The sequence below is a fragment of the Rhodococcoides kroppenstedtii genome (genome assembly GCF_900111805.1).
GTDB lineage: Bacteria > Actinomycetota > Actinomycetes > Mycobacteriales > Mycobacteriaceae > Rhodococcoides > Rhodococcoides kroppenstedtii.
The window spans coordinates 220,587-232,450 of the sequence record NZ_FOJN01000006.1 but is presented as its reverse complement, the minus strand read 5'-3'; the positions used below and the strand labels follow the sequence as shown (position 1 = coordinate 232,450).

Genomic DNA, 11,864 nt, shown 5'->3' with positions numbered 1-11,864 from the left:
TTCGACACCCACCCCGGCCTCGACATGATCGTCTTCGGCGACCCACCCGCCACCCGGCCGCCGTCACCCGGCTCCGAACCCACCCGACCCGCCCCACGCACCGAGCACAAACACGCCCGCCGCCGCCAGGAACGTAACCGAAACCGCCTGCGCAACAACCTGAACGGGATCCGACCACCCGAACCCGACGACGCACCACCCCCGTTCTGACCGGGCGGCGCCTCGACACCGGGTCGACCGGCCCGAGTAGAACGGAGGGTATGGACGGAGACGACCCGAGCGACGTCGACACCGGGAACCGAACCCCGACCGCGCGCGACCGCCTCGCCGACGGCCGACCCCAGAACGCCCGACCCCGGGACGTCCTGGGGCGGCCGCTGCCGCCCGGCTCCGTCGGCGTTCCGCGCGTGCCGGACGATCTCCAGCTTCCCCCGCACGAGTCGCTGCCGTTGGCTCAGCGCTACCTGGACGACGGGATGCCGTTCCACGCTCACGACGTCCTCGAAGGCACGTGGAAGGCGACCACCGGCGACGATCGCGAACTCTGGCAGGGCCTCGCGCAACTGGCCGTCGGTCTCACCCACCTGCTCCGCGGCAACGCCGCAGGCGCTGTGACGCTGATCACTCGTGGGCGGGACCGCCTCACCCCCTACCGCGCCGCGCCCCCACACGGGGTGGATGTTGTCGGCCTCGTGGGCTGGGCCGACACCGTGATCGCCGCCCTCGACCACGGCTCGTCGGAGGTGCCCGCACCTCCCCGGCTCACCTCCCCCTGACCGCATGTCGCACCGAGGCGGGAACAGATCCGACGTCCCGGGTGCTGCAGCCCGGGTGACGACGAAACCCGCCTCGGTCGCTGCCCCCACCACGACCCGCGATCAGTCGCCACCCTCGCGACTACGCATGATCCTGGTCCTCGGCGCCCTCGTCGCCCTGGGTCCCCTGACCATCGACGTCTATCTGCCGGCACTGCCCGCCATCACCGACGACCTGAACTCCACCGACGCCGCGGTGCAGTTCACCCTCACCGGCACCCTGATCGGCCTCGCCGTCGGCCAGTTGGTCATCGGCCCACTGTCCGACGCTCTCGGCCGGCGCCGCCCGTTGATCGCCGGCACGGCCGTCCACATCGTCGCGTCATTGCTCTGCATGATCGCCCCGTCCGTCGCGGTGCTCGGGGTCACGCGGGCACTGCAGGGCTTCGGCGCCGCCGCCACGATGGTGATCGCCCTCGCCATCGTGCGCGATCTCTACGAGGGCCGCGCCGCCGCCACCGTCCTGTCCCGCCTGGTGCTGGTGATGGGCGTCGCGCCGATCGTGGCCCCGAGCCTCGGCGGCATCGTTCTGCTGCAGGGATCCTGGCGCGGAATCTTCGCCGGTCTGGCCGTTGCGGGTGTCCTGCTGATGCTCGTCGCCCTCGTCTTCCTCCGGGAAACGCTGCCCACCGAGCGGCGCCGCGCCCCCGAGGTGGTGCCGGTGCTCCGAACCTACGGAAGCCTGCTGCGGGACCGCAGCTTCGTCGTCCTCGTGCTCGTCGCCGGGCTGGGCATGTCGGCGCTGTTCGCCTACATCTCCGGCAGCTCGTTCGTGCTGCAGGACGGATACGGTCTCGGCGAGCAGCAGTTCGCGCTGGTGTTCGGTGTCGGCGCCGTCGCGCTCATCGGGGCCTCGCAGTTGAACGTGCTGGCGCTGCAGCGGTACTCGCCCGCCCGCATCGTGACGGTGGCTCTCGTGGCCATGGCGATCTCCGGGACCGCGCTGATCGTGACCACGACGACGGGAGCCGGCGGCGTCGTCGGCTTCATGATCCCGGTGCTCTGCGTGCTCGCCTCCGCGGGCTTCGTCATGCCCAACTCCCCGGCTCTGGCACTGTCCCGACACGGCGAGGCGGCCGGCACGGCCGCGGCTCTGCTGGGCGCCGCACAGTTCGGGCTGGGCGCCCTGATCGCCCCGCTGGTGGGCGCCCTGGGCAACGACGGACCCGCCATGGCCGTGACGATGACCGGCGGTGCGCTGGTTGCCTTGGCCGCGCTGGCCTACACCCGCCCCGACCGCGACCGGCCGGAGACCGTGGTCGACGGGTCGGCCACCGAGACCCCGGTCGACGGGTCGGCCACCGAGACCCCGGTCGACGGGTCGGCCACCGAGACCCCGGTCGACGGGTCAGCGACCGCGTAGGTACGCCACGTCGTCGGCGATGCCCTCGCCCGGCGTCTCCAGAATGATCGGGGCGCCCGACTCGGCCGCCACCGCCGCGAGAATCTCGGGATCGATGGATCCGGATGCGAGGTTCGCGTGGCGGTCGCGGGCCGAGTCGAACTCGTCGCGGGAGTTGTTGAGGTGCACCAGATCGACGCGGCCGGTGATCGCCTTGACCCGCTCGATGACGTCGACGAGCTCCTCGCCGCCCGCCCACGCGTGACAGGTGTCCAGGCAGAATCCGGCACCGAACTCCCCGACCGCGTCCCACAGCCGGGCAATGGCGTCGAAGCGCCGTGCCATCGCACGGTCACCGCCCGCGGTGTTCTCGATCCAGATGGGCACCTCGAACCCGCCCGTCTCGGCCTGGCGCTCGAAGAGCTTGCGCCAGTTGGCCACACCCTCGGCCGGATCCTCGCCGTCGCGGACGTGGCCGCCGTGGACCACCATGCCCAGCGCTCCGAGCTCGGCGGCGACGGTGGCCTGCTGCGCCAACGCCTTGCGCGACGGAATGCGAATGCGGTTGTTGAGACTGGCGACGTTGATGACGTACGACGAGTGGACGACGACGTCGACAGACGAGTCCCGCACGGCCGCGAGGGACTCGTCGACCACCGGCTTGTTCCACTTCTGCGGGTCGGTGACGAAAAGCTGGACGAGATCGACGTCCAGGGACGTCGCCTCGTCCAGCGGTGAATCCGACCTGACGTGTGCCCCGATGCGCATGCGTCGACCCTACCGACGAGCACCGACGGGCACCGACGCGATCGGTCAGCGCAGCCGGACCACGACCTTCCCGATGGCGGTGCGATTCTCCAGCGACGCGATGGCCGCCCCGGCCTCCTCCAGCGTGTGGACCGACGGCTCGGGCGCCGACAGCCGGCCGTCCGCGAAGAGCGGCGCCAGTTCGTCCCACTGGGTCTTGGTGTAGCCCGGCCGGGACATCCACCACGCACCCCACCCGGCGCCGACGACCTCGACGTTGTTCAGCAGGAGGCGGTTGACCTTGACCGTCGGGATCTCGCCGCCGGTGAAGCCGATGACCACCAGGCGTCCCGCGGGGGCGAGCGAGCGGATGCTGTCGGTGAACCGGTCGCCGCCGACGGGGTCGATCACCACGTCGACGCCCCGGCCACCCGTCAGCTCCTTGACCCGGTCGCGCCACCCGTCGACGAGCACGACGTCCGTCGCTCCCGCGGCGCGCGCGACCGCGGCCTTCTCCTCGGTGCTGACGACGGCGATGGTGCGGGACGCACCGAGCACCGGGGCCAGGCGCAGCGCGGAGGTGCCGATGCCGCCGGCGGCGCCGTGGACCAGCACGGTCTCGCCCTCGGCGAGACGTCCACGCTCGCGGAGCGAGAAGTGCACGGTGAGGTCGTTGAAGAGCACCCCGGCGCCCGCCTCGAACGAGACCCGATCCGGCAGCGGGAACACCAGATCCGGCGTCGCGAGCACCACCTCGGCCATGCCGCCGCCGATGCCGGTGAGCGCCGCCACGCGATCGCCCGCGGCGAGACCGGATCCGTCCGGAGCGGAGCGGACCACGCCGGCCACCTCGCTGCCGGGCACGAACGGCAGGTCGGGCTTGTACTGGTAGAGCCCCCGGGTGAGCAACGCGTCGGGAAACGCGACGCCGGCCGCGTGCACGTCGATCAGCACACCGTCGCCGGTCGGTTCCGCGATGTCGGCGACGGACACCGCGTCCGGCCCGTCGAGAGTGGTCACCTGTACTGCGCGCACGCCGTGGGTCCTTTCGTCGGGAACTGCTCTACGCCCTCAGACAACCACACGCGTGCCGAGCGTCACACGCGCGCCGCGTCGAGCGCCCGCACCACCGGCACCACCTCGTCGACCGGGACCGGTCGGCTGACGAAGAAGCCCTGCACCGCGTCGCATCCCCACTGCCGCAGCATCTCCAGCGACTCGGCGTTCTCGACGCCCTCGGCCACCAGGTGCAGACGCATCCGCCGCGCGAGGTCGACGGTGGAGGCGACGATCGCCCGGTCGACCTCGTCGTCGACGATCGAGGCCACCAACGACCGGTCGAGTTTCAGTTGCTGGACCGGCAGCCGCGACAGGTACGCCAGGGAGCTGTAGCCGGTGCCGAAGTCGTCGATGGACAGCGTCACGCCGAGGGCGCGCAGAGCCGTCATCGTGATCACCGAACGCGTCGGGTCGGTCATGGCGGAGGTTTCGGTGACCTCCAGAACCACCGCCGACGGCGGCACGGCGTGCCTCGCCAAGGCCTCCGAGACCTGTTCCGGCAGAGTCGAATCCACCAGGTTCCGCACGGAGAGATTGATCGCGACGTCGACATCCAGCCCCGCCGACCGCCACCCCGCGCAGTCCTCGAGAGCCCGATCGAGGACGAACGACGTCAACACCCCGATGACCGAGGTCGCTTCGGCCCCCGCGAGAAAATCGGCGGGTCCCAGGAGGCCGTCGTCCGGATGACGCCACCGCAGCAACGCCTCGAGACCCGACACCCGACCCGACCGTAGATCGAGGCGCGGTTGGTAGAACAACTCGAGCTGGCCCGACCGCATCGCCACCTCGAGCTCGCCGAGCCGGCGGACCCGGTTGGCCTGGTCGGTCTCCATGGTCCGGTCGTACACGGCGACGCGCGGGTGTCGACGTTGCGCCTCCCCGACCGCGGCGTGCGCGCGCTGGATCATGCCCTCCGCCGTTGTGATTCCTGCCCCGCCGGTCCCCGACCCGTCGCACGCACGGAGTGCGACGCCGATACTGCAGTCGACGGTGACCCGCATGTCGCGCATCTCGATCGGCGCGGTCACCGCCGCGCGCACGACGGCGGCGAGTCGGGTCGCGGACCGTTCGTCGAGCGGGCCGGCGACGACGGCGAACTCGTCGCCACCGAGACGACCGACCACCGACCCGGGCGGCACGGCGTCCGACAGTCGCGCACCGATGATCTTCAGCATGCGGTCCCCGTCGGTGTAGCCGAACGTGGCGTTGACGTCGGCGAACCCGTGCAGATCGACGAGCACCAGTCCCACCCACGGGTCGGTCGCGAGACGGCGGGACAACCGCCGCTCGAGCTCGTTGCGCGTCGCCAGGCCCGTCACCCGGTCGGTGGTCGCGGATTCGCGCAGGGCCTGGGCCTGGCGGCCCAGCAACTGCAGGAACATCCACACCCGCACGGCGCCGATCGCCACCATGATCCCGGTGGCCACCACCGCGACCGAGCCCCAGTCCGACGCCGGTACCCCGCGGGCGAGCTGCACGGTCATCGCGACCGGAGTGAGGGCCACGGCGAGGGTCATCAGCGCGAGTCGTGACAGTCCCGTGCTGCGCCGCGAGAAGGTGGGCTCGGGCGGCGGGCTCTCCGGCCGCACCGCCGCGGCGGCGAAGAGCACGTACGCCGTCAGCCACAGCATGTTCAGCACCAGGTTCAGCGCCGGTCCGGCGCTCCACACGTAGGAGCCGTAGTCGGCGATCACCATGATCGCCAGACCGACACCGAGCAGGACGAGGGTGACGGTGGTGGCTCGTCGACGCAGGAAGATCGACAGGACGACGACGAGCACGAAGACGTCGATCTCGGTGTAGAAGAGCCCGAGCCAGACCGACGTGGGAGTGTCCCCGAACTGCGCCGACACGACGACCCAGGATGCGAGGCCGATGCCGGCGGTCATCATGGCGGCGTCGAGCACGTCGACGGGGGCGACGAGACGGCCGAACAGGTCACGCGCGACCAGCAGCGCCGCCACGACCAGCACGTACCCCACGACGTAGCCGGCATCCGCCCACGACGGGAAGGGGGCACCGCCCTGCGTGTTCTCGAGAATCCCGGTGTAGACGTCACCCGCGGTCCAGGCGGTCAACCCGGCCGCCAGGAACCACCACGGTGTGGTGTCCTTCTTGAAGCCCGCCCGGATGCCAAGGACCACGGCGATCACGGACGACGCGGCGACGAGGGCATAGACGGCGCTGGCCACCGGGCCGGGGGCGAGGAGGCCGTACGAGAGCACGACGACGGCGCCCCCGATCAGGACGCGTGTGGACCAGAACGACGTCATGGACCACCTCCCGGCACCGAGCAGTGCTGCCTTCCCGTGACCTCCGACTCGTTCATTGTCACCACGAACCGCCCGTTCCGCACGTATCGGCCCCACCGAAGTTGGTGAATCGTCGTTAACCGAATACGGTACGCTGCGGATCGGGCATCGAACGAGAGGGCGACGCGGGTGGGCCAGAGGAGCGGCGGCACCGAGACCGAGCGTTCTCGCCTCAAGGCCGAACGCCGCAGCAACCTGCTCGACGCGGCCGCCGAGTTGGTCGCGGCCCGCGGCTACCACGGGCTCCGCCTCGAGGACCTGGGCGCCGCCGTCGGCATCAGCGGGCCGGCCGTGTACCGCCATTTCCCCAACAAGGAAGCCGTCCTGGTCGAACTGCTGGTCGGGGTGTCGGAGTACCTGCACCACGGTGGCCGACAGGCCGTCGGGGAGCCCGATCCCGTCGCGCGCGTCCGCGCCCTCGTCGACTTCCACCTGGAGTTCGCGCTCACCTCGCCGCGCCTGATCGAGATCCAGTTCCGCGACCTCGCCAACCTGCCCGACGACGCGCGGCACCGCGTGCGCTCCCTCCAGCGGGCCTACGTCGAGACGTGGGTCGGCGCGCTCCGCGACCTCGACCCGTCGCGGTCCGAGGAGGACGCCCGCATTCGTGCGCACGCCGCCTTCGGCCTGCTCAACTCCACCCCGCACTCCGTGGGTCGCGTCCCGACCCCGGTTCTGGAACAGACCCTGTCCACCATGTCGTTGACAGCCCTGGGCGTAACCGGCACCACGCCCCCGGCCACCGCGCACCCCACCGCCCCACCCCCATCAGAAGCGAGGACCACGCCATGACCGCACCGACTTCCCCCACCTCCGTCATCGTGGCGGGCGCCCGCACGCCGGTCGGTCGGCTGCTCGGATCGCTGTCCACCCTCTCCGGGTCCGACCTCGGCGGCGTCGCCATCGCGGGCGCGCTCGAGAAGGCCGGCATCTCCGGCGATCAGGTGCAGTACGTGATCATGGGCCAGGTCCTCACCGCCGGCGCCGGCCAGATCCCCGCCCGCCAGGCCGCCCACGCCGGCGGCATTCCGCTCACCGTGCCTGCCCTGACCATCAACAAGGTGTGCCTGTCCGGCGTCGACGCCATCGCCCTCGCCGACCAGCTCATCCGCGCCGGCGAGTTCGACATCGTCGTCGCCGGTGGTCAGGAGTCGATGTCGCAGGCCCCGCACATGCTGTCCAGGAGCCGCACCGGCTTCAAGTACGGCGACGTCACCCTCGCCGACCACATGGCCTACGACGGACTGCACGACATCTTCACCGACCAGGCCATGGGCGCCCTCACCGAGGACCGCAACGCCGACGAGAAGTTCGTCTCCCGCGAGGACCAGGACGCCTTCGCCGCTGCCTCGCACCAGCGCGCCGCCGCCGCGTGGAAGAACGGCGTCTTCGACGACGAGGTCGTCCCCGTCACCATCCCCCAGCGCAAGGGCGACCCGATCGTCGTCACCGAGGACGAGGGCATCCGCCCCGACACCTCTGCCGAGTCCCTCGCGCGCCTGAAACCGTCGTTCGACCGGAACGGGACCATCACCGCCGGGTCCGCGTCGCAGATCTCCGACGGCGCCGCCGCCGTCGTGGTGATGAGCCGCGCCAAGGCAGAGGAGCTCGGCCTGACCTGGCTCGCCGAGATCGGCGCCCACGGCGTCGTCGCCGGCCCCGACTCCTCGCTGCAGTCCCAGCCGGCCAATGCCATCGCCGCTGCCTGCGCGAAGGACGGCATCGCCCCCACCGACCTCGACCTCGTCGAGATCAACGAGGCCTTCGCCGCCGTCGGCATCGCCTCCACCCGCGAACTGGGCCTGGACCCGGAGAAGGTCAACGTCAACGGCGGCGCCATCGCCATCGGACATCCCCTCGGCGCCTCGGGTGCCCGCATCGCCCTGCACCTCGCCCTCGAGCTGCAGCGCCGCGGCGGCGGCACCGGTGCGGCCGCACTCTGCGGCGGCGGCGGCCAGGGCGACGCCCTCATCCTCCGCGTTCCCGCCAACTGACGCCCCCTGCGGGGTCGGGCCGGGGGACTACTCCTCCGACTGACCCCGCAGGTACCGGCCGAAGTGCGGGACGGTGAACCCGATGGACCCCCGCTCGGCGGAGTAGATCAGGCCCTTCTTGATCAACCCGTCGCGCGCGGGGGACAGCGACGCCGGTTTGCGACCGAGTTCGACGGCGATGCTCGCCGTCGACACCGGCCCGTCGTCGCCGGACAGTTCGGCCATCGCCCGCATGTACTCGCGCTCGGCGGGCGTCGCACGCTCGTAGCGCGACCCGAAGAAGCCGACGGCCAGTTCGTCCTCCGCGGTCGGGGCGGCCACGCGGACGTCGTCGGCGGTGATGGGACTGTCCGCGGCGTGATCCCAGGTGGCCTTGCCGTAGGCCTGCACGAAGTAGGGGTAGCCGTCGGCCGCCGCGTACAGCGCGTCGAGTGCCTCCGCGGTGTACTCGACGTCCTCGCGCTCGGCCGGGGCGATCAGGGCCAGATCGGCCGACGCGCGATCGAGTCGGTCGATGCGGTGGTACCCGAACAGCCTCTCGGAGTAGCTCTTCGACGCCGACAGCACGGCGGGCAGATGCGGCAGTCCGGCCCCGACGACGATCAACGGAGCCGCGTCCTGACTGAGTTCGTGGCAGGCGCCGCAGATGGCGGAGATGTCGGCGGCGCCGAGGTCCTGCATCTCGTCGATGAAGATCGCGATACCGACGCCGACGTCCCGGGCCAACGACGCCGCGTCGAGCAGCAGTTCGACGAGGTCGATCTCGATGTCACCGGTGTCCGCGCGCCCCTTCACCGCCGGCGCGTCGATGCCGGGCTGCCACTTGTCCCGCATGCCCTTGTCCTGCGAGGCCCGCAGAGCGAACGACTTGAGCACGCCGAGGAACTGCTCGACGCGGTCCGGATCCCGATGCGCGACAGCGATTTCTCGAACAGCCATGTGCAGCGCGGACGAGAGCGGACGGCGCAGCTCCTGGTCCGGCCGCGCCTCGATCTTGCCGGTCCCCCACCGCCGCGAGATCGCCGCGGATCGAAGGTGGTTGAGCAGCACGGTCTTTCCCACACCGCGCAGTCCGGTGAGCATCACACTGCGTTCGGGGCGACCCCGTGCGATGCGTTCGAGCACCACGTCGAACGCATCGAGTTGCTTCCCGCGCCCGGCGAGCTCGGGCGGGCGCTGGCCGGCACCGGGGGCGTAGGGGTTCCGCACGGGGTCCATGGCGTGACGGTAGCAACCTCGGCAGGTCTTTCTGGCTCTCTCTAGCGCGTGTCCTAGAACCGTCGATAATCGGCAAGCGAGGGCGCGCCTCTATCCTGCGGGCATGGAGTGGGTACTGGTCGCAGCCGGATTGGTGCTGTTGACGGGCGCGGGAGACCTTCTCGTGCGCGGGGCGGTCGGCCTGTCGCTGCGCCTGGGGGTGTCCGCCCTGCTCGTGTCCCTGACCGTCGTCTCGCTCGGCACCGCCGCGCCGGAACTGGTGGTGACCATCGAGGCGGTCCTGCTCGGCACACCCGAACTCGCGCTGGGCAACGTCGTCGGATCGAACATCGCCAACGTGCTGCTCGTCCTGGGTGTCCCCGCCGTGATCGCCGTGATCCGCCCCGCCGGCCGCGAGGCGCGGACGAGCTACGGCCAGATGGTCCTCGCCACGATCGTGTTCGTCGCACTCTGCGCGATGGGATCGTTGACCCTGCTCGGCGGCGTCGTACTCCTTCTCGGACTGGTGGTGGTGGTCACCGCGCAGATCCGGTCGGCGCGTCGCGGACCGACCGACCCGTCGGACGGCGACTCCGCCGAGGACGCCGTCCGCTCCGGACGGCGGTTGGCGGTGTACATCGTCGCCGGACTCGTGGGGCTTCCCATCGGTGCGAACCTGCTGCTCGACGGAGCCACGTCCATCGCGCGCGAGGCAGGTCTGTCCGACAGCGTCATCGGCCTGACGCTCGTCGCCGCGGGGACATCGCTTCCCGAGCTGGCCACCACCGTCGCGGCTGCGGTTCGCGGCCGCTCGGACGTCGTGATCGGCAGCGTCGTCGGCTCCAACCTGGTGAACATCGTGCTGATCGGCGGAACCGTGGCCGCCGCCGGTTCGCTGGCGGCGGGGTCGGTCCCGGTCGATCTCCATCTATTGCGGCTGGACCTCTGGGTCATGCTCGCGGCGGCCGTCCTGCTGATCCCGTTCGTCCTGCTCGGCCGGAACCTCACCCGCACGTGGGGAGTGACGATGACCGGCGCCTACGTCGCCTATCTGGTGGTCCTGCTCTAGGGCCCTGCCCGTCACGGCGGATGTTCCGACGAATTTCCCTTGCCGTCCATCCCGCGTCAGACCTACCATCGGGGTATGTCGCGCATGCTCGTAGTTCGCCGCCGCAGCGGGGTCTGATTCGGACCGACCCCTCGCTGCGGGTCGAACGAGCGCCCGGTCGGTCCACCTCCCTCTCTCGGAAGTGAACCGATTCCCATGAGCATCAGCGCAGACATCCCCGGCATCGCCTTCGCCACGTCGTCCCACTCGGGGACGCACAACGCCCCCACGGCCGTCCGTTTCGGCTCGCTGCAGATCTCCGGCCGCCGCGCCGGCCGCGCCGACTACACCCTGACTCTCGCCGTCGGCGACGCCATCCTGCGGGACACCGTGCGGACCCACGGGCCGGCCGACGCCGTCACCACGCTGCTGTACCGCGCCGGTATCCGGCTCGAGATCCACGAGTTCCACCAGCGCACCACCGCGGCGGGCGTCGTCACCGATCTGCGCGCCCAGCAGAATCGCCGCACGGAATGGGCCACCGGCATCGGACCGGACTCGGCGGAGTCGACGGCTCGTGCTCTCGTCGCGGCCGCCAACCTCACGGCGTAGTTCTCAGCCTCACGGCGTAGTTCTCAGCGCCCCTCCGCGAACAGTCGGGCGAGGGCCTCGTCCCACTCGCGATCTCGGCGTTCGGCGTAGCGGCGGGTCGCGGCCCCGCGGATCGTGAGAAGGACGATGCCGGCGGCGGTGAGCACGAGCACGGTCAGGAACGCCCCGGCGACGACGGTGTCGGCGTGGCTCGGGGGCGGGGCCACGCGGTTGCCGGCGGCGTCGACCGTGATGGAGACGTCGGTGCCGGTCGGCGTCCGGGGCGGCACCGCGACCGTGCCCTCGTGCTCGCGGCCGTCGAGCGTCCACGTCGCGGGCGTCGCCAGCGAACTCGAGGCGCCCGAGGTGACGTCGGCTGCGGTCGTTGCCGACGGCGCTTCCGCGGTGGTGGTGGCCTCGACGGTGCGCAGGTTCGCGGCGGCGGCGTCGGCCGACCGAGCCAGTTGGCCGTAGCCGAAGACACCGAGAACGACGGCGAACGGTACGACCAGCAGGAACAACGTCAGCGTCGTGCGGTGCACGCGGGCCTCGGCTCGGTCCACGGGCCGGACCAGAGGATTGTCGGCGGCGTGCACCGGGCGCATCTGTCGGCTCCTGCGCTTCTGCATGTCGCTCATGGTGGTTCCCTTTCCCCTCCGCCGACCCCCGAGCCGCCTTTACCTTGACCTTCGGTGTTCCCCCTACGTTCGGTGTGCAGTCCCCCCGCGGACTGTGGAGTCGCACACGCTGCGGGAC

General features: G+C 71.2%; 11 protein-coding genes and 1 pseudogene. 7 read left to right on the top strand and 5 right to left on the bottom strand.

Annotation, left to right across the window (positions count from 1 at the left end; genetic code table 11):
* The 3 genes and pseudogenes from BMZ18_RS19895 to BMZ18_RS09610 form a co-directional block, all read left to right on the top strand.
* A pseudogene (locus tag BMZ18_RS19895) lies at positions 1-210 on the top strand (DUF222 domain-containing protein); the annotation flags it as partial.
* 50 nt (positions 211-260) lie between these two features.
* On the top strand, positions 261-776 hold the full coding sequence (locus BMZ18_RS09615; protein ID WP_068104616.1) for a DUF309 domain-containing protein: 516 nt from the start codon (positions 261-263) through the stop codon (positions 774-776).
* 4 nt (positions 777-780) lie between these two features.
* On the top strand, positions 781-2,178 hold the full coding sequence (locus tag BMZ18_RS09610) for a multidrug effflux MFS transporter (protein ID WP_082895259.1): 1,398 nt from the start codon (positions 781-783) through the stop codon (positions 2,176-2,178).
* Here BMZ18_RS09610 and BMZ18_RS09605 read toward each other — a convergent pair.
* From BMZ18_RS09605 to BMZ18_RS09595, 3 genes are all read right to left on the bottom strand, one after another.
* The gene (locus tag BMZ18_RS09605) at positions 2,164-2,925 is read right to left on the bottom strand and encodes a deoxyribonuclease IV (RefSeq protein WP_068104614.1); all 762 of its coding nucleotides are present in this window, start codon (positions 2,923-2,925) and stop codon (positions 2,164-2,166) included. The genes BMZ18_RS09610 and BMZ18_RS09605 overlap by 15 nt on opposite strands.
* Before the next feature lie 45 nt (positions 2,926-2,970).
* The gene (locus tag BMZ18_RS09600) at positions 2,971-3,939 is read right to left on the bottom strand and encodes an NADPH:quinone oxidoreductase family protein (protein ID WP_068366066.1); all 969 of its coding nucleotides are present in this window, start codon (positions 3,937-3,939) and stop codon (positions 2,971-2,973) included.
* A 62-nt stretch (positions 3,940-4,001) separates the two neighbouring features.
* Complete coding sequence (locus BMZ18_RS09595) at positions 4,002-6,239, bottom strand: putative bifunctional diguanylate cyclase/phosphodiesterase (RefSeq protein ID WP_068366065.1); 2,238 nt, start codon at positions 6,237-6,239, stop codon at positions 4,002-4,004.
* A 168-nt stretch (positions 6,240-6,407) separates the two neighbouring features.
* Between BMZ18_RS09595 and BMZ18_RS09590 the strand changes: the two genes are divergently transcribed.
* The gene (locus BMZ18_RS09590; RefSeq protein ID WP_068366063.1) at positions 6,408-7,070 is read left to right on the top strand and encodes a TetR/AcrR family transcriptional regulator; all 663 of its coding nucleotides are present in this window, start codon (positions 6,408-6,410) and stop codon (positions 7,068-7,070) included.
* On the top strand, positions 7,067-8,272 hold the full coding sequence (locus tag BMZ18_RS09585) for an acetyl-CoA C-acetyltransferase (RefSeq protein WP_074922121.1): 1,206 nt from the start codon (positions 7,067-7,069) through the stop codon (positions 8,270-8,272). Before BMZ18_RS09590 ends, BMZ18_RS09585 begins: the two co-directional genes overlap by 4 nt.
* Before the next feature lie 27 nt (positions 8,273-8,299).
* Here BMZ18_RS09585 and BMZ18_RS09580 read toward each other — a convergent pair whose 3' ends face one another.
* Positions 8,300-9,490, bottom strand: coding sequence for an ATP-binding protein (locus BMZ18_RS09580; protein ID WP_068364755.1), 1,191 nt, complete (start codon positions 9,488-9,490; stop codon positions 8,300-8,302).
* Between the two features lie 103 nt (positions 9,491-9,593).
* Between BMZ18_RS09580 and BMZ18_RS09575 the strand changes: the two genes are divergently transcribed.
* The gene (locus BMZ18_RS09575) at positions 9,594-10,538 is read left to right on the top strand and encodes a calcium/sodium antiporter (RefSeq protein ID WP_068364758.1); all 945 of its coding nucleotides are present in this window, start codon (positions 9,594-9,596) and stop codon (positions 10,536-10,538) included.
* Positions 10,539-10,733: 195 nt separating this feature from the next.
* A complete protein-coding gene (locus BMZ18_RS09570; RefSeq protein WP_068364760.1) occupies positions 10,734-11,129 on the top strand; it encodes an alpha-isopropylmalate synthase regulatory domain-containing protein in 396 nt (131 codons plus the stop codon).
* A 23-nt stretch (positions 11,130-11,152) separates the two neighbouring features.
* Here the strand turns inward: BMZ18_RS09570 and BMZ18_RS09565 are convergent, their stop codons facing one another.
* Positions 11,153-11,746, bottom strand: coding sequence for an Rv1733c family protein (locus BMZ18_RS09565; protein WP_139203896.1), 594 nt, complete (start codon positions 11,744-11,746; stop codon positions 11,153-11,155).
* Positions 11,747-11,864: the final 118 nt, after the last annotated feature.